The sequence below is a fragment of the Streptomyces sp. CA-106110 genome, assembly GCF_050936285.1.
GTDB lineage: Bacteria > Actinomycetota > Actinomycetes > Streptomycetales > Streptomycetaceae > Streptomyces.
The window spans coordinates 4,672,814-4,697,112 of record NZ_JBNJNB010000001.1 but is presented as its reverse complement, the minus strand read 5'-3'; the positions used below and the strand labels follow the sequence as shown (position 1 = coordinate 4,697,112).

At 71.1% G+C, this 24,299-nt stretch carries 24 protein-coding genes; 11 read left to right on the top strand and 13 right to left on the bottom strand.

Going from position 1 to position 24,299, the window contains the following annotated elements:
* Positions 1-214 precede the first annotated feature (214 nt).
* The 3 genes from ACQEXA_RS21575 (at position 215) to ACQEXA_RS21565 (ending at position 3,428) form a co-directional block, all read left to right on the top strand.
* On the top strand, positions 215-1,897 hold the full coding sequence (locus ACQEXA_RS21575; RefSeq protein WP_432939530.1) for a S1C family serine protease: 1,683 nt from the start codon (positions 215-217) through the stop codon (positions 1,895-1,897).
* A gap of 198 nt (positions 1,898-2,095) precedes the next feature.
* Positions 2,096-2,530, top strand: a complete 435-nt coding sequence (locus ACQEXA_RS21570; protein ID WP_432932190.1) for a sec-independent translocase — start codon at positions 2,096-2,098, stop codon at positions 2,528-2,530.
* Positions 2,531-2,771: 241 nt separating this feature from the next.
* Positions 2,772-3,428 carry a hypothetical protein gene (locus ACQEXA_RS21565; RefSeq protein ID WP_432932192.1) on the top strand — a complete coding sequence of 219 codons (657 nt, stop codon included), beginning with the start codon at positions 2,772-2,774 and terminating at the stop codon, positions 3,426-3,428.
* Positions 3,429-3,519: 91 nt separating this feature from the next.
* Here ACQEXA_RS21565 and ACQEXA_RS21560 read toward each other — a convergent pair whose 3' ends face one another.
* The 3 genes from ACQEXA_RS21560 to ACQEXA_RS21550 are packed head-to-tail and all read right to left on the bottom strand — an operon-like array spanning position 3,520 to position 6,545.
* Positions 3,520-4,653, bottom strand: coding sequence for an Mrp/NBP35 family ATP-binding protein (locus ACQEXA_RS21560; RefSeq protein WP_432932194.1), 1,134 nt, complete (start codon positions 4,651-4,653; stop codon positions 3,520-3,522).
* A gap of 43 nt (positions 4,654-4,696) precedes the next feature.
* Positions 4,697-5,275: a DUF1003 domain-containing protein gene (locus ACQEXA_RS21555; protein WP_432932196.1), complete on the bottom strand. Its 579-nt coding sequence runs from the start codon at positions 5,273-5,275 to the stop codon at positions 4,697-4,699.
* Entirely contained in the window at positions 5,265-6,545 is a 1,281-nt protein-coding gene (locus tag ACQEXA_RS21550; protein ID WP_432932198.1) for a magnesium transporter MgtE N-terminal domain-containing protein, read from the bottom strand. Before ACQEXA_RS21550 ends, ACQEXA_RS21555 begins: the two co-directional genes overlap by 11 nt.
* Before the next feature lie 172 nt (positions 6,546-6,717).
* Between ACQEXA_RS21550 and ACQEXA_RS21545 the strand changes: the two genes are divergently transcribed.
* Positions 6,718-7,461, top strand: a complete 744-nt coding sequence (locus ACQEXA_RS21545) for a hypothetical protein (protein WP_432932200.1) — start codon at positions 6,718-6,720, stop codon at positions 7,459-7,461.
* Positions 7,462-7,493: 32 nt separating this feature from the next.
* Here ACQEXA_RS21545 and ACQEXA_RS21540 read toward each other — a convergent pair whose 3' ends face one another.
* Positions 7,494-8,003 carry a hypothetical protein gene (locus ACQEXA_RS21540; protein WP_432932202.1) on the bottom strand — a complete coding sequence of 170 codons (510 nt, stop codon included), beginning with the start codon at positions 8,001-8,003 and terminating at the stop codon, positions 7,494-7,496.
* Between the two features lie 59 nt (positions 8,004-8,062).
* Positions 8,063-9,181: a magnesium and cobalt transport protein CorA gene (locus tag ACQEXA_RS21535; RefSeq protein WP_359396643.1), complete on the bottom strand. Its 1,119-nt coding sequence runs from the start codon at positions 9,179-9,181 to the stop codon at positions 8,063-8,065.
* Between the two features lie 511 nt (positions 9,182-9,692).
* On the opposite strand from ACQEXA_RS21535, the gene ACQEXA_RS21530 reads away from it, so the two are divergent.
* The gene (locus ACQEXA_RS21530) at positions 9,693-10,277 is read left to right on the top strand and encodes a suppressor of fused domain protein (protein WP_432932204.1); all 585 of its coding nucleotides are present in this window, start codon (positions 9,693-9,695) and stop codon (positions 10,275-10,277) included.
* Between the two features lie 40 nt (positions 10,278-10,317).
* On the opposite strand, the gene ACQEXA_RS21525 is transcribed toward ACQEXA_RS21530, so the two are convergent.
* Positions 10,318-11,580 (bottom strand): MFS transporter, encoded by a 1,263-nt coding sequence (locus ACQEXA_RS21525; RefSeq protein ID WP_432932206.1) that lies wholly within the window; start codon positions 11,578-11,580, stop codon positions 10,318-10,320.
* Between the two features lie 171 nt (positions 11,581-11,751).
* Here ACQEXA_RS21525 and ACQEXA_RS21520 point away from each other — a divergent pair, with 171 nt between their 5' ends.
* The 3 genes from ACQEXA_RS21520 (at position 11,752) to ACQEXA_RS21510 (ending at position 14,136) form a co-directional block, all read left to right on the top strand.
* Entirely contained in the window at positions 11,752-12,393 is a 642-nt protein-coding gene (locus ACQEXA_RS21520) for a DUF6758 family protein (RefSeq protein ID WP_432932208.1), read from the top strand.
* 113 nt (positions 12,394-12,506) lie between these two features.
* On the top strand, positions 12,507-13,373 hold the full coding sequence (locus ACQEXA_RS21515; protein ID WP_432932210.1) for a PHP domain-containing protein: 867 nt from the start codon (positions 12,507-12,509) through the stop codon (positions 13,371-13,373).
* A gap of 157 nt (positions 13,374-13,530) precedes the next feature.
* Positions 13,531-14,136, top strand: coding sequence for a MarC family protein (locus ACQEXA_RS21510; protein ID WP_432932211.1), 606 nt, complete (start codon positions 13,531-13,533; stop codon positions 14,134-14,136).
* Positions 14,137-14,363: 227 nt separating this feature from the next.
* Here ACQEXA_RS21510 and ACQEXA_RS21505 read toward each other — a convergent pair whose 3' ends face one another.
* On the bottom strand, positions 14,364-14,516 hold the full coding sequence (locus ACQEXA_RS21505) for a hypothetical protein (protein WP_359396631.1): 153 nt from the start codon (positions 14,514-14,516) through the stop codon (positions 14,364-14,366).
* 249 nt (positions 14,517-14,765) lie between these two features.
* On the opposite strand from ACQEXA_RS21505, the gene ACQEXA_RS21500 reads away from it, so the two are divergent.
* Positions 14,766-15,662, top strand: a complete 897-nt coding sequence (locus ACQEXA_RS21500; protein WP_359396629.1) for an NYN domain-containing protein — start codon at positions 14,766-14,768, stop codon at positions 15,660-15,662.
* On the opposite strand, the gene ACQEXA_RS21495 is transcribed toward ACQEXA_RS21500, so the two are convergent.
* Both ACQEXA_RS21495 and ACQEXA_RS21490 read right to left on the bottom strand, forming a co-directional pair.
* The gene (locus ACQEXA_RS21495) at positions 15,659-16,537 is read right to left on the bottom strand and encodes an alpha/beta fold hydrolase (protein WP_432932214.1); all 879 of its coding nucleotides are present in this window, start codon (positions 16,535-16,537) and stop codon (positions 15,659-15,661) included. The genes ACQEXA_RS21500 and ACQEXA_RS21495 overlap by 4 nt on opposite strands.
* A 132-nt stretch (positions 16,538-16,669) precedes the next feature.
* The gene (locus tag ACQEXA_RS21490) at positions 16,670-18,877 is read right to left on the bottom strand and encodes a DEAD/DEAH box helicase (protein ID WP_432939533.1); all 2,208 of its coding nucleotides are present in this window, start codon (positions 18,875-18,877) and stop codon (positions 16,670-16,672) included.
* A gap of 475 nt (positions 18,878-19,352) precedes the next feature.
* Between ACQEXA_RS21490 and ACQEXA_RS21485 the strand changes: the two genes are divergently transcribed.
* The gene (locus tag ACQEXA_RS21485; RefSeq protein WP_432932216.1) at positions 19,353-20,090 is read left to right on the top strand and encodes a ferritin-like fold-containing protein; all 738 of its coding nucleotides are present in this window, start codon (positions 19,353-19,355) and stop codon (positions 20,088-20,090) included.
* A gap of 861 nt (positions 20,091-20,951) precedes the next feature.
* Here ACQEXA_RS21485 and ACQEXA_RS21480 read toward each other — a convergent pair.
* The 4 genes from ACQEXA_RS21480 to ACQEXA_RS21465 all read right to left on the bottom strand — a co-directional run bounded on the left by ACQEXA_RS21480 (position 20,952) and on the right by ACQEXA_RS21465 (position 23,001).
* Entirely contained in the window at positions 20,952-21,221 is a 270-nt protein-coding gene (locus ACQEXA_RS21480; protein WP_359396623.1) for a hypothetical protein, read from the bottom strand.
* A gap of 204 nt (positions 21,222-21,425) precedes the next feature.
* A complete protein-coding gene (locus ACQEXA_RS21475) occupies positions 21,426-21,653 on the bottom strand; it encodes a DUF3107 domain-containing protein (protein WP_359396621.1) in 228 nt (75 codons plus the stop codon).
* A 151-nt stretch (positions 21,654-21,804) separates the two neighbouring features.
* Positions 21,805-22,449 (bottom strand): TetR/AcrR family transcriptional regulator, encoded by a 645-nt coding sequence (locus ACQEXA_RS21470; RefSeq protein WP_432932218.1) that lies wholly within the window; start codon positions 22,447-22,449, stop codon positions 21,805-21,807.
* 327 nt (positions 22,450-22,776) lie between these two features.
* Entirely contained in the window at positions 22,777-23,001 is a 225-nt protein-coding gene (locus ACQEXA_RS21465; protein ID WP_359396617.1) for a hypothetical protein, read from the bottom strand.
* Between the two features lie 212 nt (positions 23,002-23,213).
* Between ACQEXA_RS21465 and ACQEXA_RS21460 the strand changes: the two genes are divergently transcribed.
* Positions 23,214-24,293 carry an alpha/beta fold hydrolase gene (locus ACQEXA_RS21460; RefSeq protein ID WP_432932220.1) on the top strand — a complete coding sequence of 360 codons (1,080 nt, stop codon included), beginning with the start codon at positions 23,214-23,216 and terminating at the stop codon, positions 24,291-24,293.
* Positions 24,294-24,299: the final 6 nt, after the last annotated feature.

The window sequence follows — 24,299 nt, the reverse complement described above, 5'->3', positions numbered from 1 at the left end:
GACCGGGTCCGCTGTGCCGCCTGCTGAGCCCGGTTCCGCGGCGTCCGGAGGTGGCGCCACTGGTGCTTCGGCGGAAGAGGCCGGGGCTCCGGTGGCCCGCCCGTTCCCGGACCTCGCAGACCGCCCCAGGCCCCTGCACGACCCCGACCCCTACGGCACCCCGCCCTACGGCGAACCCGGCCCCTGGGCCCCCGCCCCGCCGGTCCAGCACCCGATGGCGACGCCTGCGCACGGCACGGCGCCTGCGCACGGCACGGCGCCTGCGCAAGGCACGGCGCCTGCGCACGGCACGACGCCCGCGCATGGCACGGTGCCTGCGCACGACGCGGCCTCGCCGCACGGCACGGCGTCCCCGCGGATCCCGGCACAGGCCGCGCCGATGCCCCCGGCGCCCGTGCCCCATACGGGTGCGGCCCCTGCCGTACCCGAGGCCGTGCTGCCCCCGGGTGCGCCGACGCCCCCGGCGCCCGTGCCTCGTGCAGGGGCGGCCGCTGCCGTGGCCGGGGTCGCACCGCCGGGCGCACCGATGCCTGCGCCAGCCGTGCCCCATGCAGAGGCGGTCCCTGCCGCGCCCGGGGCCGTGCCGCCGGGTGCGCCTATGCCCGCACCGGCCGCATCCCACGGAGAGGCGGCCGCGGCCACGCCCCCGCCGGTGTCCGGTGGCGCGGGGCTGGCGACTCCTGTTCCTGCGCCCTACGCGACGGCCCCCTGGCAGAACTACGACCCCTGGGCTCCCCGGGCCCCCTTCCAGCAGAACGGCGCCCACCCGGCCGGCCCGGAGCAGAAGCGCGCCCGTACCCGGAAGCATCTGGTGCTCGGGGCCGTGCTGCTGGCGCTCGTGGCCGGCGGTGCCGGGGGAGTCATCGGTGCGGCGCTGGAGCGCGACGGCGGAGTCGGGGACGTCCGGCTGCCGCAGGCGGGAAAGGAGCCCCAGGGCCGCGCCCCGGACAGCGTCGCCGGGATCGCCGCCCGGGCGCTGCCCAGCGTCGTGACCCTGCATGTGAAGGGAGCGGACGCCGCGGGCACCGGCACCGGCTTCGTCCTCGACGGGCGCGGGCACATCCTCACCAACAACCACGTGGTCGAACCGGCCGGATCCCGCGGCGAGATAAGCGTGACGTTCAACGGAGGCGAGACGGCCGCCGCCACCGTCGTCGGCCGGGACACGGGGTACGACCTCGCCGTCGTCAAGGTGAACGATGTGCACGGCCTCAGGCCCATGCCCCTCGGCAACTCCGACAACGTCGAGGTCGGCGACCCGGTCGTCGCCATCGGAGCGCCCTTCGACCTCGCCGGCACCGTCACGTCCGGGATCATCAGCGCCAAGGAACGCCCCATCACGGCGGGCGGCGAGAAGGGCGACGGCAGCGATGTGTCGTACGTCGACGCCCTGCAGACCGACGCCCCGATCAACCCCGGCAACTCCGGCGGCCCCCTCCTCGACGTCAAGGGCCGCGTCGTCGGCATCAACTCCGCCATCAGGTCGGCCGACAGCAGCTCGGACGGGGACGGCCAGGCGGGCTCCATAGGTCTCGGCTTCGCGATCCCCGTCAACCAGGCCAAGCGCGTCGCCGAAGAGCTGATCAACACCGGCAAGGCCACGCACCCGGTCATCGGGGTCACGCTCGACATGGGCTACACCGGGGACGGCGCCCGCGTCGGCACCAAGAGCGCGGGCGGCGGTCCAGCGGTCATCGCGGGCGGCCCCGGGGAGAAGGCGGGCATCAAGTCCGGTGACGTCATCACCGAAGTCGACGGCGTACGGGTGCATTCCGGTGAGGAACTCATCGTCAGGACGCGCGCCCACCGCCCGGGCGACCGGCTCGAGCTCACCGTCGTCCGGGACGGCAGCCGGCGGAAGCTCATGCTCCGCCTCGGTTCGGCGGACGGCAACTGACACGAACCCCACCGGTATGGGTCCGAAACCCGTACCACAAGGCAAACAACCCGGAAAACCCGACGTGTACACGTGGCGGGGAGGTCGGTCCAGTACCGGTTCGACGGAAACGCCGGGTACGGTGGATCCGGCCCGGACCACGGAAGACCGCACAGACCACCGAGGGCCGAGGACCGAGGACATCGCAAGGAGCTTCGTGTGTTCAATGACATAGGACCGCTCGAGCTGGTCACGATCGTTGTCCTCGCCGTGCTCGTCTTCGGTCCGGACAAGCTCCCGAAAATGATCCAGGACGTCACCCGCACCATCCGCAAGATCCGGGAGTTCTCGGAGAGCGCCAAGCAGGACATCAGAAGCGAACTGGGCCCGGAGTTCAAGGACTTCGAGTTCGAGGACCTCAACCCCAAGACGTTCATCCGCAAGCAGCTGGACAACGACGACCTGGGGCTCAAGGAGATCCGCAACGGCTTCGACCTGAAGAAGGAAATGGCCGAGATCACGGACTCGGTGCACGGCCGCGAGACCGAGTCCCCGTCGTCCTCGTCCTCTCCTTCCGGCCCCGTCGACATGACGAAGAGGCCCGAGAAGACCGAACCCGGCGAGCGTCCGCCCTTCGACGCGGACGCGACCTGAGCCGTCCGCGTACGCAGGCCCTGCGTACCCGTCACGTGGCGAGGTGACGCGGGCCACATACCCATCGGCGTGCGTGCGGCCATATCGCGACGCCCACAGGGCCGTACACGCGGGCGTTCCCCTGCTGTCCCGAGAGCTGTGGCTATGCTGCCCAGTTGTTGTGCGGACCGGTTTCGGAGCGAGGACGCCCGTGGGGGGCGGGCCGCTCGGGTCCGACGAGAGCGAGGAGGCGTCCGGGCAGATGGAGACGACAAGTCGGGTGGGCGTACAGGCGCCGGCCGCGGAGGGCCGACAACAGCTTCCCTTCGCCCGGGGCACGGTCGACGGCTATCTCCAGGCGTCCTTCCCGTGGTACGGCCTCGATGAGGCGTTCACGGGTCCGCGCTGGCTGATGCACGTGGGCACGGCGGCCGACGGAGCCGTGGAGCACGGATCGATCGGGAACGGCGAAGAGCCCTCCGTGCGCAGCGAGGCCACCGAGGACAAGGAGCGGTTCGCGGTCGTGGTGACCGTGGCCGCCAACCCCGTTCGGCGCAGCCCGGACGGCACCGGCCTGCTGGAGGCGACATCGGTCTCCTCGGCGGCCTGGCTCGCGGGCGTGGGGCTACTCTCGTTCACCTGGCCGGGCCAGATGGACCACACCCTGCGGGACGACTGGCTGGACCAGCAGACCGAGACGGCCTGGGTGCTCGCGGACGACCTGTCCGGCCCCGCCTGGTCGACCCTGTCGCTGCCCGTGGACGGCGTTCCGACGCCCTTCCACTACCGCGAGTCCGAGTTCGGCTGGGTGCTGGCCGGCTCCACGCAGGCGGGCGTGCACGTGGGGGCGTACGGCAGAGGGATGAGCGCGTACGGTCTGGGCTTCGCCGTGGTCAGGGACTTCGCGGCCTACGCCTAGCCGGGTACGCCGATGGGGGCGCCGTCCCACCCGGACGGCGCCCCCATCGGCGTACACAGCTCGCGGAACGCCTCTGTCGGCGCAGGCGGGCCTAGAACTTGTTCTTCGGCGTGATCCCCAGCGCCAGCCCCGCGAGGCCGCGCTGACGGCCGCCCAGCTTGCCCGCGATGGCACGCAGGGCCGAGCCCGCCGGGGAGTCCGGGTCGGTCAGGACCACCGGCTTGCCCTCGTCGCCGCCCTCGCGCAGCCGGACGTCGATGGGGATGGAGCCGAGGACTGGGACCGTGGCGCCGGTCGTGCGGGTGAGGCCGTCGGCGACCTGCTGGCCGCCGCCCGTGCCGAACACGTCCACCATCTCGCCGCAGTGCGGGCAGGGCAGGCCGGACATGTTCTCGACCACGCCGACGATCTTCTGGTGGGTCTGGACGGCGATGGAGCCGGCGCGTTCCGCCACCTCCGCGGCCGCCTGCTGCGGAGTGGTGACGACCAGGATCTCCGCGTTGGGGACCAACTGGGCCACCGAGATCGCGATGTCGCCCGTGCCCGGCGGGAGGTCAAGCAGCAGCACGTCCAGATCCCCCCAGAACACGTCCGCGAGGAACTGCTGGAGCGCGCGGTGCAGCATCGGGCCGCGCCAGACGACCGGCGCGTTGCCCGGGGTGAACATGCCGATCGAGATGACCTTCACGCCGTTCGCCTGCGGCGGCATGATCATGTTCTCGACCTGGGTCGGACGGCCGTCGGCGCCGAGCATGCGCGGCACGCTGTGGCCGTAGATGTCGGCGTCCACCACGCCGACCTTCAGGCCGTCGGCCGCCATCGCCGCAGCCAGGTTCACCGTCACCGAGGACTTGCCGACGCCGCCCTTGCCGGACGCGACCGCGTACACACGGGTGAGCGAGCCCGGCTTGGCGAAGGGGATCTCACGCTCGGCCTGGCCGCCGCGCAGTGCGGTCGCCAGTTCGCGGCGCTGCTCGTCGCTCATCACGTCGAGCGTGACGTCCACCCGGGTGACGCCCTCGACACGGGAGACCGCCTCCGTGACGCGCTGGGTGATGGTGTCGCGCATGGGGCAGCCGGAAACCGTCAGGTACACGGTGACCGCGACCGCTCCGTCCACGCCGATCTCCACCGATTTGACCATCCCCAGCTCGGTGATGGGTCGCTGGATCTCGGGGTCGTTCACCGTCGCCAGTGCCTGGCGCACCGCGTCTTCCGTAGCCATAACCACGATGGTACGGCGCCCGGTGGTGCCCCGGTACGCCGTGTCAGCGGTCGTCTACGTCACGTCCGCCCGCCCGGTCCGCCGGGAATACGGCATGCCCGTCGGGGCGCCGGTGCCCGTCCAGTTCCTTCGCGAGGTCCTGGAGCTCGGAGCGGATCCAGTCCCGGGTGGCCACTTCGCCGAGGCCGGTGCGCAGCGCGGCGACCTCCCGGGTCAGGTACTCGGTGTCCGCGATCGACCGCTCGTTCTGCTTGCGGTCCTGCTCGAGGTTGACCCTGTCGCGGTCGTCCTGGCGGTTCTGGGCCAGCAGGATGAGCGGGGCCGCGTACGAGGCCTGGAGGGACAGCATCAGGGTCAGGAAGATGAAGGGGTACGGGTCGAAGCGCAGGTAGTGCGGGGCGGTGACGTTCCACACCAGCCAGATGATGATGACCACCGTCATCCAGACGATGAACCGCCCGGTGCCCAGGAAGCGCGCGATCCGTTCCGAGAGGCGTCCGAAGGCCTCCGGGTCCCATTCGGGCAGCACGCGGGTGCGCCGGGGCTGCGGCTGGTCGAGCCGGATGCGGGTGCGGGTCGCGGCGGTCGCGCCGGAGGGCACCTTCTCGCGCTCAGGGACCATGGGCGACCCCCTCGTCGCTCAGGTCGAACTCCGTCTCGCGCCAGTCCTCGGGCAGCATGTGGTCCAGTACGTCGTCCACGGTCACCGAGCCGAGCAGCGAGCCGGACTCGTCGACGACGGGTGCCGCGACCATGTCGTAGGTGGCGAAGAACCCGGCCACCACCGGCAGCGGCGCGTCCGGGGCCAGCGGCTGCAGATCGTTGTCCAGGATCGAGCTGACGAGCGTGTACGGCGGGTCCCGCAGCAGCCGCTGGAAGTGCACGATCCCCAGGTACTTGCCGGTCGGTGTCTCGTCCGGCGGACGGCAGACATAGACCTGGGCGGCGAGCGCGGGCGACAGATCGCGGTTGCGGACCCGGGCGAGGGCGTCGGCGATGGTCGCGTCCGGCCGCAGCACGATCGGCTCGGTGGTCATCAGACCGCCCGCGGTCTTCTCCTCGTACGCCATCAGACGGCGCATCTCGGCCGCGTCGGCGGGCTGCATCAGGCTCAGCAGCCGTTCCTTCTCGTCCTCCGGCAGCTCGCCGAGCAGATCGGCGGCGTCGTCCGGGTCCATGGCCTCCAGGATGTCCGCGGCGCGCTCCTCCTTCAGCTTGCCGAGGATCTCGACCTGGTCGTCCTCCGGCAGCTGTTCCAGCACATCGGCGAGCCGGTCGTCGTTCAGGGCGGCGGCCACCTCCGCGCGGCGCTTGGCGGAGAGATGGTGCAGGACGTTGGCGAGGTCGGCGGGCCGCAGCTGTTCGAAGGTGGCGAGCAGGCTCTCGGCGCCCTGGCCCTGCTCCTCCAGGGAGAACCCGGTGACGGCGGACCAGTCGACCGTGAGCGTCTCGCCCTTGCTGCGCCGGAACGCCCCGCCCTTCCCCTTGCGCACGAAGACCTTGCCGACCTCCCACTCGCGGCGGGCGGGCAGCTGCTGCACGGACAGGTCGAGGACGGTGACCTCCTCCTCGCTCTCGACGAGCGTGACGCGCCGGTCCAGCAGCTCGCCGAAGACGAGCCGCTCGGTGGGCCGCTGCTCGAAGCGCCGCACGTTCAGCACGCCGGTGGTGATGACCTGGCCGGACTCGATGCCGGTCACGCGGGTCATGGGCAGGAAGCTACGGCGACGGGTGGTCAGCTCGACCACCAGGCCGAGGAGTCGGGGAGGACGCCCGCCCACGCGCAGCATGACCACGAGATCGCGCACGCGTCCGACCTGGTCGCCGTTGGGGTCGAAGACCGGGACGCCGGCCAGGTGCGAGACGAAGATGCGAGGGGCGCTTGCCGCCATGCCCGCACCTCCTTTTCCTGCCGTTTTGTCCGCTCGCGTGGGCTTCAGGCTAGCCCGTCCTGGTGCGGTACGCCCTGGCGAGAGGCGCGGACGGACTGGCTCCGGAGGGCCTCACAGGCACCGGTACGCTGCCGTAGCCGATGAGGACCCCGGATGAGAGGCAGCCCCACCTGTGACCGCAATTCCCCACGGCCGTACCCGCAGGGCCGTACTGGTGTGCGCGCTGGTCGTGACGGGGACGGGGCTCGTCGGGTGCAGCAGCGATCCGGACGCCGGGACGAACGGGGTGGGCAAGCTGCCGGCCGACAAGATCCAGAGCCGCACGCGGACGGCGGCCGCATCGGCGTCGGCGGTCAGGCTGTCCGGGACCGTCGTCAGCAGCGGCACCACCTACACGCTGGACATGCAACTGAAGGCCGACGGCGGCACCGGCTCGGTCACCTCGAAGAACGGCACGTTCAAGCTGCTGCGGGTGGGCCGGCACCTGTTCCTGAAGGCCGACGCCAAGTTCTGGAACCAGCAGGACGGCAAGGAGGGCGGCGGGGGCTCGCAGGCCGCGGCCGACAAGCTCGACGGCAAGTACGTGACGGTGCCGACGGGGGACCCCGCCTACAAGCGTTTCAGCGGCTTCACCGACAAGGACGTGCTGCTGGAGGGGCTTCTGACCCTCCACGGCGCGCTGGCGACCGACGGCCACCACGAGCAGAACGGCATCCGCACCATCCGGATCACCGGGGACAAGGGTTCCGGCGGCACGCTGGACGTCTCCCTGAAGGGAACCCCCTATCCGCTGCGCCTGGTCCGCGCCGGGAACGCGGGGACGCTCACCCTCTCGGACTGGGGGAAGAGCTTCGCCTTGGCGGAGCCGTCGAAGAACGAGACGGTGGACTACGGGAGGCAACTGCCGTCGTCCTGACGGCGGGCGGGGAGCCCGGCCGCGAGGCAGGGCTACCGGCGCTTGCGCCGCAGCAGACGGGGCAGGGCCGCCGGGATCGGCCGGCGGGTCGTCGCCGGGGTCGGGACGGGCGGCGCGGCCTGGGAGTCCGAGGGCAGCGCCACGGTCGCGCCCGTCGGCTCCAGGCGCAGCACACGGCACTCCCGGCGCCAGCGCTCCGGCATCTCCTCGCCGTCGGGAGCGTTCAGCCGCTTGCCCTTCAGTTCGGCGACCGCGGCCTCCCACTCGGGCGAGCCCTGCGCCAGCTCGACCACCTTCGCGGGCCAGGTGACGATCCGGCCGCCCTTGTCCTTGCTGCGGACCGTGACGAGGGCGTCCCCGCCGTCGGAGAGGCCGGTCAGCGGCTGTTCGCCGGGGCCGTCGCCGACCACGCAGGCGGCGCCCTCGTGCCACACGTGCCACAGCGCCCGCGGGGGGTCCGGCAGCGCTCCCTGGACCCAGATCAGCCCGGACTTCTTCGTGGCCTCCTCGACGAGGGCCCGGTCGAGCAGCTCGCTTGTCATGGGCCCAGCCTAGGACGTGCCGTGCCGATCCCGTCCGCAGCCGTGGCCCGGACCCGCCGTCACAGCCAGCCGTTCCGCTTCAGTGTGCGGTGGATACCCAGACAGATGGCCACCGTGATGCTCATGATCACCGGGTAGCCGTACTTCCAGTGCAGTTCCGGCATGTGCTTGAAGTTCATGCCGTACACGCCGCAGACCATCGTCGGCACGGCGATGATCGCCGCCCACGCCGTGATCTTGCGCATGTCCTCGTTCTGCGCGACGGACGCCTGCGCCAGGTTGGCCTGGAGGATCGAGTTCAGCAGCTCGTCGAAGCCCACCACCTGCTCGTGGACCCGGGCGAGGTGGTCGGCGACATCGCGGAAGTACTTCTGGATGTCCGGGTCGACCAGCCGCATCGGCCGCTCGCTCAGCAGCAGCATCGGCCGCATGAGCGGTGCCACCGCCCGCTTGAACTCCAGCACCTCGCGCTTGAGTTGGTAGATACGGCCGGCGTCCGTGCCCCGGGGCGTGCCGCCCTTCCTGCCCGGCGAGAACACCTCCGTCTCCACCTCGTCGATGTCGACCTGCATCGCGTCGGCCACGGCGATGTACCCGTCGACGACGTGGTCGGCGATCGCGTGCAGCACGGCCGAGGGGCCCTTGGCGAGCAGTTCGGGGTCGTCCTGCAGCCGGTGCCGCAGCGTCCGCAGCGAGCCCTGGCCGCCGTGCCGGACGGTGATGAAGAAGTCCCGTCCGGTGAAGCACATGACCTCGCCGGTCTCGACGACCTCGCTGTTGGCGGTCAGCTCGTCGTGGTCGACGTAGTGGATGGTCTTGAAGACGGCGAAGAGGGAGTCGTCGTACCGCTCCAGCTTGGGGCGCTGGTGCGCCTGCACCGCGTCCTCGACCGCCAGCGGGTGCAGCCCGAACTCGCTTGCGATACCGGAGAATTCGGCTTCGGTCGGCTCGTGCAGACCGATCCACACGAAGCCTCCGTCGCGCTGCACCCGGCGCATCGCCTCCTGCGGCGACAGCGGACTGGCCGTGTCGACCCGGAACCCGTCGCGGTAGACGGCGCAGTCGACGACGGCGGACGGCGTCGCGGGGTCGCGAGTGCTGTCGTACGGGGCGGCGTCCTTGCGCAGCGAGGGGCGGGAGGGGCGGACCGCGGCGCGCAGGTCACGGATCATCGACATGGCGGGCTCCTTCGCAACGAGCAGCGATGGCGCCGACGACGGGTGGAACTGCCCGGAATGAGGACGTCCTGGGAGTGCGCATGTTTGGCACGTCCACAAAGCGGGGAGCACCGCACCATCGCGGTGGCGGACTTCGCTGCTGATTCAGATCAGACAGAGCAGAACGAAACGAAGTGCTCTTCCGTGACGCACCGGGAGTCCGGAGCGGGTCCGAGGGGGATCCGCGCGAAATCATGGCGCGCAAGTGAGAGGTGGCGGCCAGCCAGAGCAGCTACATCAATGACCGGAAGAGCGGGTGCTACTGCACGGTCGACTTCGATCCATGACAGCCCCACCTCCTCCAGCCAGTCCCTCGTGAGGGACGATTCATTCCCCGTCGGGGAATCTCACGGTGTCGGGACCCGACCGCGACGCTTCTGCGTGCTGCCCCGAACCACCGGCCAAGAGTATCAGCCGACCGAAGTGTCAAGGCGCTGCTTTGCCCGGTACTGACGAGTTCTATATTCACCGCATGGTTGATGTTCTTCCACTGGTCGAGGCTCGGTTGCGCACGGCGCTGGGCGAACCGGACGCCCGCGCCGCGGTCACCTTCCTGGGCACGGACCGCATCGAGGTGCTGCGTTTCCGGGAGAAAGACATCGTCCGTTACGCCACTCTGGGGATGTCGGCCCAGCCGATGACGGATCCCACGGCGACGCTCGCCGACCCCGTCAAGGGACCCCGCGCCGAGTTGGTCCTCTCGGTCCGCGCCGGTGTCGCCGACACCGACAAGGTGTTGCGTCCGCTCGCCGTGCTCGGTGCGTCCCCGCAGGTCGAGGGCGTGGTCGTGGCGCCCGGCGCCTCGCTGGACGTGGGCGAACCGCTGTGGCCCGGCGCCCCGTTCACCTCGGTCCTGGTCGCCGAGCCGGGCGGCCTGGTCGAAGACCTCGAACTGGACGAGCCGCTCGACCCGGTGCGGTTCCTGCCGTTGCTTCCCATGACCCCGAACGAGGCCGCCTGGAAGCGGGTGCACGGAGCACCGGCCCTCCAGGAACGCTGGCTGACGAGCGGGACGGACCTGCGGGATCCGTCCCGCAGGTCCGTCCCGCTGGACTGACGCGGAGTGAGCAAGCTCACCGATCCGCGGCCGCCGGAGGTCAGTTGGCGAAGACGGTGACGCCGTCCTCGCTCGCGTGCCGCGTCTCGAGCTCCTCGGCCTCGTGTGTGAGGGCGTTGCGTCGTACGAACACCACGATTGCGCCCACGACGGCGGTGAGGGCCGCGACCACGAACGGGATGTGGATGTCGCTCCACTCCTCGATCTTCGGCGCCAGGTAGGGGGCGGCCGCCGCGGCGAACCAGCGCACGAAGTTGTAGCCCGCGCTGGCCACCGGGCGCGGGGCGTCCGACACGCCGAGGGCCAGCTCGGTGTAGACCGTGTTGTTCACGCCGATGAAGGCACCGGACAGGACCGTGCAGACGATCGCGGCGGTGTGGTCGCCGTAGCCGAGCACGGCCACGTCGATCGCCAGCAGCACCAGCGAGCCGCCGAGCACCCTCAGCGAGCCGAAGCGGGCCTGCATACGGGGCGCCACGATCACCGAGAAGACGGCCAGCAGCAGGCCCCAGGCGAAGAACACCGCGCCCGACTTGTAGGGGGTCATGTCCAGCACGAACGGTGTGAAGGCCAGCACGGTGAAGAACGTGTAGTTGTAGAAGAAGGCGGAGGCGGCCACCGAGGCGAGTCCGCCGTGGGCGAGTGCCTTGATCGGGTCGAGGAGCGAGGTCTTCCGCGCGGGCCGCGGCTGCTCCTTCAGGAACGCCGTGATGCAGAGAAAGCCGATCGCCATCAGCGTGGCCGTGCCGAAGAACGGGTAACGCCAGCTGATGTTCCCAAGCAGCGCGCCCAGCAGCGGGCCGCACGCCATGCCGAGGCCGAGCGCCGACTCGTACAGCAGGATCGCCGCGGCGCTGCCTCCGGCCGCCGCGCCGACGATCACGGCGAGCGCCGTGGAGACGAAGAGCGCGTTGCCGAGGCCCCAGCCGGCGCGGAAGCCGACGAGCTGGGCGACCGAACCCGAGGTGCCCGCGAGGGCCGCGAAGACCACCACGAAGGCGAGGCCGAGCAGCAGCGTCCTGCGGCCGCCGATACGGCTGGAGACGAAGCCGGTGACCAGCATGGCGACGGCGGTGATCAGGAAGTACGAGGTGAAGAGAAGGGAGACCTGGCTGGGCGTGGCCTGCAGGCCCTTGGCGATGGACGGCAGGATCGGGTCCACGAGCCCGATGCCCATGAACGCGACGACGGACGCGCCGGCTGTGGCCCACACGGACTTGGGCTGGCGCAGGATGCCGCCGGCTCCCGCGTCGAACGGATCCGTCCCGGCCGCCGCGGCCGGTCCTCCTGTACGGGTGCTCATGCGTGTCCTCGCACTCTCCCTGGATTGGTTGGCTTATGCATACATTATGTTAGGGGAGCTAATTAATGCAAGCTGCATCTAGTTTCGGTCGATCAGGCGTGCGTGCGAGCTACACGCCGGACGGGTGATCGTCCTTGACGCGGCGCTGGACGGGGAGGACCGTGGGGGCCTATGAGGGGCGAACCCAGTTGCCCGAAGTGTGGTGGCCGGGTCAGGGCTCCCGGACTCTTTGCCGACTCGTGGCAGTGCGACGTGCACGGCAGCGTGCATCCCCTGCAGCCCGTGATCCCGCCCAGCGTCGAGGCTCTCGGCGTCGTGGTGCACCGGGCGACGGTGCCGGTGTGGATGCCGTGGCCGCTGCCGGTCGGATGGCTGTTCACCGGCGTGGCCTGCGCGGGCGACGACCGCAGCGGGGGCCGTGCCACGGCGGTGGCCTGTTCGGGCCCGGGACCGCTCGGCGGTATGGGCGAGCTGATCCTCGTCGCGGAGGAGCTGGGGGTCGGCCTGGGTGCGCGGTACGCGGGCATCGACGGCCCGGACCCCGGCCCCTATCTGAACGTCGAGAAGCCGCCCCAGGCCAAGGTGCTGGCGGCCGGCCGCCCCACCCCGCTGTGGCATGTCACCGGCACCCCCGACGATCGCGCGGTCTTCGCGGGCGAGGCGCGGGGACTGTGGCTGTGGGCGGTCGTCTGGCCCGAGCAGACGGGCATGCTGCTGTACGACGAACTGGTACTGACCGACCTCAGGGACGCGGGGGCCGAAGTCGACCTGCTCCCCTGCGGGGCGTTGTCGCCGCGCCTGCTGCAGCCATGACGCGGGGGAGTCCGCGGGCGTAGGGGGCGCATCCCGGCTGCGGGTATGACGAACTGAGGGATCCCGTTATTCTTGAGCGTCCCCTCCCCCCGTCGTCGCTTGGAGTCCGCGTCGTGCGCATCGACCTGCACACCCACTCCACCGCCTCCGACGGTACGGACACCCCGGCGGAGCTGGTGCTGGCCGCCGCTGCCGCCGGACTGGACGTGATCGCCCTGACCGACCACGACTCCACCCGCGGCCACGCCGAGGCGATCCGCGCGCTGCCCGAGGGGCTGACCCTGGTTCCCGGCGCCGAGCTCTCCTGCCGGTGGCAGGGCATCAGCATGCACATGCTTGCCTACCTGTTCGACCCCGAGGAGTCCGACCTGCTCGCCGAGCGGGAGCTGGTCCGGGACGACCGGGTGCCGCGGGCGCACGCCATGATCGACAAGCTCCGCGAGCTGGGCGTGCCGATCACCTGGGAGCAGGTGGCCCGCATCGCCGGCGACGGCTCGGTCGGACGCCCGCACATCGCCACCGTCCTGGTCGAGCTGGGCGTCGTGGACAGCGTCTCGGACGCGTTCACGCCCGACTGGCTGGCGGACGGCGGGCGCGCCTACGTCGAGAAGCACGCGACCGATCCGTTCGAGGCGATCAGGCTGGTCAAGGCCGCGGGCGGGGTGACCGTCTTCGCGCACCCGGCCGCCTCCCAGCGCGGGCGGACCGTGCCGGAGTCCGTCATCGCGGACCTCGCCGCCGCGGGGCTCGACGGCATCGAGGTCGACCACATGGACCACGACCAGGCGACCCGGGCGCGGCTGCGCGGCCTCGCCGGCGAACTGGGGCTGCTCGCCACCGGTTCCTCCGACTACCACGGCAGCCGCAAGACGTGCGTGCTCGGGGAGAACACCACCGACCCCGAGGTGTACGGGGAGATCATCAGGCGCGGCACCGGGGGGTTCCCGGTGCCGGGCACCGGTGGACACCCGAGCGCCTAGCGCTGTCGTAGTCCCCGCTGCTCGTTCTCACTGCTTTCGGGCCCGTCATACGCCGCCGTGCCCCCACCGTCGCGTGCCTTCTGGCTCCGCCCCCTTGACCAGTCCATCGGCCGCGGCCGCCGCCGTGTGTCCGTCCGTACCTCTTCGCAAGGCCCTCATGTTCGACGTCGCCCTCTTCGGTTCCCTCTTCCTCACCCTCTTCGTGATCATGGATCCCCCGGGGATCACCCCGATCTTCCTCGCGCTCACCGCCGGACGCTCCGCCAAGGTGCAGAAGCGGATGGCCTTCCAGGCCGTCTGCGTGGCCGGCGGTGTGATCGCGGTGTTCGGGGTGCTCGGCCACCAGATCCTGGACTATCTGCATGTCTCGGTGCCCGCCCTGATGATCGCGGGCGGACTGCTCCTGCTGCTGATCGCCCTCGACCTGCTGACCGGCAAGACCGACGAGCCGAAGCAGACCAAGGACGTCAATGTCGCCCTCGTGCCGCTCGGCATGCCGCTGCTCGCCGGGCCGGGCGCCATCGTGTCCGTGATCCTGGCGGTCCAGCGGGCCGACAGCGTGGGCGCCCAGGTGTCGGTGTGGACGGCGATCCTCGCGATCCACGTCGTGCTGTGGCTGGTCATGCGCTACTCGCTGGTGATCATCCGCGTCATCAGGGACGGCGGCGTGGTCCTGGTGACCCGGCTCGCGGGCATGATGCTCTCCGCGATCGCCGTGCAGCAGATCATCAACGGCATCACCGAGGTCGTCCGCGGGAGCTGAACTGCCCGGACGGTCCCGGTACACGCGAAGCCCCGTACGGCACAGGTGCCGTACGGGGCTCCGAAGTTTTGGTCACGCCGAGGACTTGCTCACGTCGTTGTACGTCGTCTACGTCGTTCGCGCCGAGGCCGTGCCTGGGTCGGTCACGCCTGAGCGCCGGTTGCGTCGAGTGTTCGGTTGTGCAGAAGTATCGGTTGTGCCGGCTTCTCCGAGCCCGCCCGATTCGATTACGAGGCTGTCGTCTCGGCCGGGCGGATCCAGAGGCGCTGCCCGATGGCCGCGGCCTGCTGAACGATCTGCTTGACGGAGGCGGCGTCCACGACGGTGGTGTCCACGGGGGTGCCGTCGACGTCGTCGAGTCGCATGATTTCGAAGCGCATAAGGCTTCTCCCTTCGTCTGGTCATCCTCCTGAGGAGAACTACTGGTGAGCGGAGCACGGGCGACGGTGCCCGTGTTCCTGTAGAAGTCAACCGGGTGCCCCGGCAGAACATTCCCTACGCTAAGGAAATTTTTCGAGTCTCTAATGACCGACTGGTAAGGAGTTGGTTTCCGGCGCTGACTGGATTCACGTTGCACTGACCGGGGCCGTTTGTGTTCGCAGCGTGACCGCCGGGACAATGGAGGCAGTATGAACGACGACCTGTCGGCGCTCGGCGCCCGTATCGACCGCACCAACGAGTTGCTCCAGCGCATGCTCGCCGAGGTGGCCAAGACGCCCTCGACCCATGCGATCTTCGTCGATGCCGGCTACCTGTACGCGGCCGCGGGACGCCTCGTCGCCGGCACCGAGGACCGCCGGGCCTTCGACCTCGACGCCGAGGGACTGATCGAGGCACTCATCGACAAGGCGCGCACGATCTTCGCGGACAGCCGGCTGCTGCGCGTGTACTGGTACGACGGCGCCAGACGCCGTATCCACACCGCCGAGCAGCAGTCCATCGCCGAACTCCCCGACGTGAAGGTGCGGCTCGGCAACCTCAACGCCAACAACCAGCAAAAGGGCGTCGACTCCCTGATCAGGACCGACCTCGAGTCACTCGCCCGGCACCGGGCCATCAGCGACGCGGCGCTCATCGGCGGCGACGAGGACCTGGTGTCGGCGGTCGAGGCGGCGCAGGGCTACGGCGCCCGGGTGCACCTGTGGGGCATCGAGGCGCCCGAGGGCCGCAACCAGGCGGAACCGCTGCTGTGGGAGGTCGATAGCCAGCGCACCCTGGAGCTCGAGTTCTTCAAGCCGTATGTGAGCCGGCGGACGGCCACGACCTACGAGGCCTCGTCCGTCGCCCGCCCCACCCGCGAGGACGTCCGCTTCGTGGGCGCGCAGATCGCGGCGAAGTGGCTGGCGGCCCGGGGCCGGGAGGCGCTGGCGGACCTGCTGCCCGGCCACCCGTATCTGCCGGGCTCCGTCGACCAGGATCTGCTGGTGGAGGCCGAGGGCCTGCTGCAGTACTCGCTCCGCGGCCAGTCGGACCTGCGGCGCGCCCTGCGGGACGGATTCTGGGAGCACCTCCAGGGCCAGTACTAGGCCGCCCCGAGGACCTGGTCCCAGAAGGCGGCCAGAGCGCGGGCCGTGTGTGCCGGCTGATCGGTGTTGGGGGAGTGCTCGGCATCCGGTACGACCGTGCGGTCGGCACCGAGCCGGGCGGCCATGTCGTCCAGGAGCGGGACCGGCCAGGTGTCGTCGCGGTCGCCGGACAGCACGTGCACGGGCAGGCCCACGGCAGCCAGTTCGGCCACCCGGTCGGGTTCCGTGCACAACTGCCGGCCGGTGGCCAGGAGCTGGGCGGGGCTGTTGCCGAGCCAGCGGCGGCGCAGGTCCTCCCCGTCGGCGAGCCCCTCGTCGATGTCCCCGGCGTCGACGTCCTCCGGCGGTTCCATGGCCTGGATGGCCTCCCAGACCTGGGCCATGTCCAGGACGGCGAGCGCGTCGTGCAGCAGCTTGACGCGCTGCTGCTGGGGCGCCGAGATCTGGGCCGGGCCGGAGGCCATGAGGGTCAGCGAGACGAACGGGGAGGCGTCGAGGAGGACGGCGGCGCGGGCGATCTGACCGCCCAGGGAGTGCCCGAGCAGGTGCACGGGCGCCCCTGTGGCATGCGCCTGCGCGATCACGTCCCGCGCCAACTCGGCCTGCTCGTACGGCGCTTCGTCGTCCCGGGGGCCGGGGGACTCGTACTGCCCTCGTCCGTCGACGGCGACGGTCCGGTATCCGGCCGCGGCCAGCAGCGGCTGCAGGACGATGAAGTCCTCCTTGCTCCCGGTGAACCCCGGCAGCAGAAGCGCGGTCCCCTTCACCCGATCCGTCGCGGCGTCGGCCTCAAGGACGGCGAACTCCCCGCGGTCCGTACCGAGCCGGTACGCCCGGACACCGGGCGGCGGGGTGAAGCTGGGGGGACGGCTCATGGAGGGGAGGTTACCGGGCGGTCGGTGCCGTGCGCGGGTGGGGCAGGGTGACATCAAGGTGTACGGAGCGGGAGAAACGCCGATGGCCCGTCTCCACGCGGGGTGGAGACGGGCCATCGACCGGGTGTCGGGTCAGCCCTCGGCCGGCTCGGCGGCCTTGCGCGTACGCCGTCGCGGCTTCGCCGCAACCTCGTCCGCCTGCGCCTGCAGCTCCGTGTCGGCGGCTACCGCCTTGCGGGTCCGGCGCCGGGGCTTGGCCTCCGGCTCTTCCGCCGCCTGAGCGGGAATCGCCACCTCGACGGGGGCGGCTTCCGCGGTCTTGCGGGTGCGTCGGCGCGGCTTGGTCTCCGTCGCCTCGGCGGTGTCGACGGCCGCTTCCGCGGGGGTCGCCTCGGCGGCCTTACGGGTGCGTCGGCGCGGTTTCGCCTCCGGCTCCGGTGCCGTCTCGGCCGTCTCGGCAGGGGCGGCCTCTGCCGTCTTGCGCGTACGCCGCGGCTTGACCGGCGCCTCGGCCTCGGCCGTGTCGACCGGGGTCTCGGCCGCCTTGCGGGTGCGTCGGCGCGGCTTGGCCTCCGCGGCCTCGGCAGTGTCGACGGCCGCCTCTGCGGGGGTCGCGTCCGCGGTCTTGCGGGTGCGTCGGCGCGGCGTGGCCTCCGTCGCCTCGACGGTGTCCACGGCGGCCTCCGCCGTGTCGACCACGGCCTCGGCGGCCTTGCGCGTACGACGGCGCGGCTTGGCCTCCACGGCCTCCGCCACGTCCACCGCGGCCTCTGCGGCGATGGGAGCCGTCTCCGTGGCCCCGCCCGTGTTCACGGTGGTCTCCGCAGCCTCCGGGCCCCTGCGGGTCCGGCGGCGGCGCGGCTTGACGGGCTCGGCCGTGTCCACAGCGGTCTCCGCCGCCTCCGGCGCCGCCGTCTCGGTCACCGCGGCGACCGGTTCGGCCACACCGCCGCGCATACGGCGGCGACGGCGCTGGGCGCGCGGCTCCACGGCCTCCACCGTGTCCGTGGCCTGCGTGGTCTCCGGGGCGGACGGCGTCTCCATCGGCGACCCGTTCCGCGTACGACGCCGGCGACGCGGCGTACGTGCCGGACGCTCGGCCTCCGCGGACGGGCCCGAGGAGCGGCGGCCGCGCGGCCCCCGGCCGCCCGTCTCGCCGAGATCCTCCAGCTCCTCCGCAGCGAGCCCCGCACGCGTGCGCTCGGAGCGCGGCAGGACGCCCTTCGTGCCCTCGGGGATGCCGAGCTCGGCGAAGAGGTGCGGGGAGGTGGAGTACGTCTCCACCGGGTCGTTGAAGTTGAGCTCCAGCGCCTTGTTGATCAGCTGCCAGCGCGGGATGTCGTCCCAGTCGACGAGCGTGATCGCCGTACCCGACGCGCCCGCCCGGCCCGTGCGGCCGATGCGGTGCAGGTACGTCTTCTCGTCCTCGGGGGACTGGTAGTTGACGACGTGCGTGACGCCCTCGACGTCGATGCCGCGCGCGGCCACGTCGGTGCAGACGAGCACGTCCACCTTGCCGTTGCGGAAGGCCCGCAGCGCCTGCTCACGCGCGCCCTGGCCGAGGTCGCCGTGGACCGCGCCGGACGCGAAGCCGCGCCGCTGGAGCTGCTCGGCGATGTCGGCCGCCGTACGCTTCGTACGGCAGAAGATCATCGCCAGTCCGCGTGTCTCGGCCTGCAGTATGCGTGCGACCATCTCCGGCTTGTCCATGGAGTGTGCGCGGTAGACGTGCTGGGCGATGTTCGCGACGGTCGCGCCCTCGTCGTCCGGTGCCGTGGCACGGATGTGCGTCGGCTGGGACATGTAGCGGCGGGCGAGCCCGATGACCGCGCCCGGCATGGTCGCCGAGAACAGCATGGTCTGGCGCTTGGCCGGCAGCATGTCGATGATCTTCTCGACATCGGGCAGGAAGCCCAGGTCGAGCATCTCGTCGGCCTCGTCGAGGACCAGGCACTTCACATGCTTCAGGTTCAGCTTCTTCTGGCCGGCCAGGTCCAGCAGCCGCCCCGGGGTGCCGACGATGACGTCGACGCCCTTCTTCAGGGCCTCCACCTGGGGTTCGTAGGCCCGGCCGCCGTAGATCGCCGTGACGCGCACATTGCGTACCTTGCCCGCGGTGAGCAGGTCGTTGGTGACCTGCGTGCAGAGCTCGCGGGTGGGCACGACGACGAGTGCCTGGGGGGCGTCGGTGAGGGCCTCGGGCTTGGCCCGGCCCGCCTCGACGTCCACGGGGACGGTGACGCGCTCGAGGAGCGGGAGGCCGAAACCGAGCGTCTTGCCGGTGCCGGTCTTGGCCTGGCCGATGACGTCCGTGCCGGAGAGGGCTACGGGAAGGGTCATCTCCTGGATGGGGAAGGGATTGATGATGCCGACGGCTTCCAGGGCCTCGGCCGTCTCGGGAAGGATTCCGAGTTCTCGAAAAGTCGTAGTCAGGGTGCTGCCTCTTCTGTGTACGCGATGCGAGGCGAACGCGGGGGTCGTGACCGTGCGTACGACGTCGGCCTGCTTGGGGGACGGGCCTACTGCCACGGGACCACGCCGACGTTCCAGCGCTCGTATCGCTGAGGGTCCCTCCGGATGCCGTACGCGACTGTGCCGTACGGACAGGGAGGGCTGTCGGGTCGGAGCCGATCGGGCCACCGACCGGGCATCCTCATACGTGCGGCCTGTCGAGGTACGTCGTAGTACTCAGCAGGCGCATTACCACCATACCCCGGAATCGCGCACACGTGATGGCCGATTCGGTCACGTAGTCGTCGTCACAGTGATTGACCAGGGACTTCCCCGGGGCGCGGAGCGGACTATTGTGCGCTGCATGACGACGCCTGACAACGCCCCCGACGCATCCGCCGAACCCACCTCGGTCGCCGCCCAGGACTGGGCGAAGGCCTCCGTCGACCCCCATTACCGTGCCGCGGTCGTGGATCTGCTCGGCGCGCTCGCCTACGGCGAGCTGGCGGCGTTCGAACGGCTCGCGGAGGACGCGAAGCTCGCCCCCACGCTCACGGACAAGGCGGAGCTCGCGAAGATGGCGTCCGCCGAGTTCCACCACTTCGAGCGGATCCGGAACCGGCTCACCGAGATCGGGATCGAGCCGACAGAGGCGATGGACCCGTTCGTCACGGCGTACGACAGCTTCCACAAGCAGACGGCGCCCTCGGACTGGCTGGAGGGGCTCGTCAAGGCGTACGTGGGCGACTCGATCGCCAGCGACTTCTACCGGGAGGTGGCGGCCCGGCTGGACTCCGACACGCGTGAGCTCGTCCTGGCCGTGCTCGACGACACCGGGCACGCCGGCTTCGCCGTCGAGAAGGTGCGCGCCGCGATCGACGCCGAACCGCGGGTGGGCGGGCGGCTCGCGCTGTGGGCGCGCCGGCTGATGGGCGAGGCCCTGTCGCAGTCGCAGCGCGTGGTCGCGGAGCGGGACGCGCTGTCGACGATGCTCGTCGGCGGCGTCGCGGACGGCTTCGACCTCGCGGAGGTCGGCAGGATGTTCTCCCGGATCACCGAGGCCCACACGAAGCGGATGGCCGCCTTGGGGCTGGCCGCCTGATCCTCGCAAGGACGGCGGCTGCCGCGGGCGGCGGAGTTGCTGCGGCTGGGGCGTCCGTCGGTGCGGCTGACGCCGGCGTCGGGCCGTATCAGCGCGGCTGGCGGCGATGCGTCCATGGCCCCATTGATGCGTCTGGCCGCTGCCGTCGCGACGGTTCACCGCTGCGTCGGCGCGGCCCGTTGCCGCCGGGGCCTGTCGTCGGGCGTGTCCCGGGCGTCGACTTGCCTGGCGCGGCGGGGGCAGAGCGGCTACCGCCGCAGGCATGGCTCCATCAGCACGGCTGCCGCCCCGTCTGTGCCCCAGGCCACGATGGGTGCCGGGGGCGGGCGCCCCAGGCGTTGCCGTGCCCGGCGTGGCTGGTGCCGCGCGGCGGCCGTCGGCGTCATGGCCGTATCTGCGCGGCCGCCGCTGCCGTCGTGACGGCTCATCGTCGCATCGGCGCGGCGCGATGCCGCCGGGGTGCCCTGGGCGCCTCGTCGGGCGTGTCCCGGGCGTCGCCCTGCCCGGCACGGCTGGGTCGCTCGGGTCGCCGTGTCCGGCATGGCTGGGCCAGTAGGTCATCCGGCCGGCGTGCTGAGTTGGCGCACCTGCGGTCGGTGTGGCTGGGTCGATGGGGTCGCGCCCCGGCTGGCGGGCTCGGTCGGCGTTGTCGGTGCCCCTCGGTCGGTCCGGTCGACGCGGCGGCTCGGTTGGAGGCGGCTGCCCCCGGCGTCACGCCCGTATCAGCGTGGTGGCCCGCGGGCCCGTGACCTCATCGATGCGACTGCCGCTGTCGTCGCGACGCCACGCCGACGCGTCGGCGTAGCCGCTCGCGCCGGGTGCCGGGGCTGTCCTGGGCGTCGCCGTGTCCGGCGGCCGGCCTCAGGCCGTCGCCGATCGGCGGCGGAATCTTTCCGCCGGACGCAGCAGCAGCGACAGTGAAGCCGCGGAGACGACCAGCGAGCCGACGAGGATCAGGAGCAGACCCACCGAACCCAGCGCGCTGTGAGTGATGAACGCGCCGAAGAGAGCCCCTGCCACGCCGGTGGGCAGCACCAGGCGGCGGGCGGGAAGCCGGTGGGGCAGTCGGTGTGCGGCCACCCATGCCAGGGCGAGCCCGAGGACGGCGGAGCCGAGCGCTTCCAAGAGCATGACGAGGGTCCCTCCCGCACGGCTGCTGCCAGGGCAAATCAGTCGTAGCCGGTACTACCCGTGGCGTGCGGAAGGCAATCCTCCTCTGTGCGGGGGATGTGCCCCGTCTGTGTGTCCGCCGACCTTGGAGCAGGCCGGGGACAGAGCAGCGGAAGGGGCCCGGTGGTGCGTCCCACCGGGCCCCTTCCATTGCTCCGTATGGATCTACAGCGCGCCGAAGCCCACCTTGCGCGGGGCCTGCTCGCCGATCTCCACGTACGCGAGGCGGTCCGCGGGGACGAGGAGCTTGCGGCCGTGCTCATCCACGAGGGTCAGCAGGGGCGACTTGCCGGCCAGCGCCTCGGCCACGACACGCTCGACCTCCTCGGCACTCTGACCGCTCTCCAGAACGATCTCGCGGGGCGCGTGCTGCACGCCGATCTTGACCTCCACGGCTTTGTCCCTCCGACGGTCAGTGATGTGCGCGGCCGTCCGCGCCGTACCAGCACACATTAGCCCGGTGAGGGGACGTGCACGCTCCGCTCCGGCACGCCAGGAGCGAACAGCCGCCGGGAACAAAACCCACGTGGCCCCGGCCGCCGCGTCAGTGGTGCTGTTCGCTGCCGTGCAGCGGGAATCCCGCGATGCCCCGCCAGGCCAGCGAGGTCAGCAGCTGCACCGCCTGGTCGCGCGGCACGCTGCGGTCGCTGTGCAGCCAGGAGCGCGCCACAACCTGGGCGAGGCCGCCGAGTCCCGACGCCAGCAGCATCGACTCGACCCGCGACAAGCCGGTGTCCTCGGCGATGACGTCGCAGATCGCCTCCGCGCACTCGATCGTGACCTTGTCGACACGATCACGCACGGCGGGCTCGTTCGTCAGGTCCGACTCGAAGACCAGCCGGAAGGCACCGCCGTCGTCCTCCACGTAGGCGAAGTACGCGTCCATGGTGGCCCGTACACGCTGCTTGTTGTCGGTCGTCGACGCGAGCGCGTTCCGTACGGCCTGCAGCAGTGCCTCGCAGTGCTGGTCCAGCAGGGCCAGATAGAGGTCGAGCTTGCCGGGGAAGTGCTGGTAGAGCACCGGCTTGCTGACACCGGCCCGCTCGGCGATGTCGTCCATCGCCGCCGCGTGGTAGCCCTGCGCCACGAACACTTCCTGGGCGGCGCCCAGCAGCTGGTTCCGTCGGGCACGGCGCGGCAGGCGAGTGCCCCGCGGGCGTGCCGCCTCTGTCTGCTCGATGGCTGTCACGCCGCCTCCCAAAATCGTCCACATGCGGTGTGCGCCGCGCCGCCATCGTACTTTTCGGTAACCGTGCTGTGCGCGGTGCGAACGCAGAATTTCATGGACCGGACGGTGGCGAAAGCCGCGCGGAGCGCGCCGAACGGGGCAGTGCGGGCAAAAGGCTCTCCCTGCTCCCGGCGGCACGCGGCCTGCGCACTCGTCCGCTCACTGGTCACTTGTCACTTCTCCGGTGCGAGCGTCCTGCCCGAGGCGGACCTCCGGCACCTACGGGCCGACCGCCCGAAGGGATCGTCCTGTGCCTCACCGGTCCCGTGTCCGGCCGATACTCACCACTCACTGATAGGCGTCCTCGTCATCGATCTCGACGACGCGCTTCTGCTCCACGAGATCGGCCTCGTTGGCCCGCAGGATCTCCTCTTCTGTCAGAGGTTCCTCCCGCGCCGGGGTGAGCTCCGTGAGTTGTTCGGCGACGTCGTTCTCCGGGGCCTCCACGTCGATCTCGACGGCCTCGTTCACATCTTCCTCGAACGTCTCGGGATCAGTGGGGTCTACGGCCATGGTGGGCTCCCTCCTAGAACTCCTGGAACGTCCCTGAAAGAGGCAGGGTCCCCACCGGGTGCCCTGCTATGAGCCTAGGAGACACCCGATACGGACGCTATGTGTGGTGAAGCGGGACTCCTGACGCTTCCAGGCGGCAGCGGCGCGCCGCGTCCAGCTCCTGTGACGGCGAACACATGAGCCGCTGTGTGATCGTCTCGTAACATTGCCGCATGTCGTCGACCGAGCTGCCGTCCGTCGTTGCCGCCAATGTGCTCCCGAAGGTGGCTCCTGTCAGGGTCGAGGAAGGGGAGCGCCTCAAGTCGGTCGGGTTGCCGGGGATCACTCTGACCCTGCGGTCGCGGCCGCCGGAGCGCGAAGGACTGCCCCCCGCCCTGTATGTCCACGGGCTCGGCGGGTCCTCCCAGAACTGGTCGGCGCTCATGGCACGGCTCGACGGGTTCGTCGACGGCGAGGCCATGGATCTGCCCGGATTCGGTGACTCGCCGCCCCCGGACGACGGCAACTACTCCGTCACGGGGCACGCGAGGGCGATCATCCGCTATCTCGACGCCACCGGCCGCGGACCGGTGCACCTGTTCGGCAACTCAATGGGCGGCGCCATCGTCACCCGTGTGGCGGCCGTTCGCCCCGATCTCGTCCGTACGCTCACGCTCGTCTCGCCCGCGCTGCCGGAGATCTTCATCCAGCGCGGCGCCGTGCCGACGGGGCTGCTCGCGCTGCCTGGCGTGGTCGGGCTGTTCATCCGCTACACCAAGTCATGGAGCCCCGAGCAGCGCGTCCGCGGGGTCCTGGCCCTGTGCTACGGAGATCCTGGGCAGGTCACGCCGGAAGGGTTCGACCACGCCGTCGAGGAGATGGAACGGCGGCTGCGGCTGCCCTACTTCTGGGACGCGATGGCACGCTCGGCGCGCGGGATCGTGAACGCGTACACGCTGGGCGGTCAGCACGGGCTGTGGCGCCAGGCGGAGCGGGTCCTCGCGCCGACGCTGCTGGTGTACGGCGGCCGGGACCAGTTGGTGTCCTACCGCATGGCCCACCGCGCGGCGCGCGCCTTCCGTGACTCCCGGCTGCTGACTTTGCCGGACGCGGGGCATGTCGCGATGATGGAGTATCCGGAGGTCGTGGCCACGGCGTTCGGGGAACTGCTCGCGGACACGGGGCAGTTGCCCGAGTCGGTGGGCGACCCGGCGAGCGGTCGCGACGGCCGCGCGGCCGGCCGGGGCGACGAGCCCGAGAACAGGGGCACAGGGGCGACGGGCGAGTCCGGCACGGCCGGTGCGAGGAGCTGAGGCGCG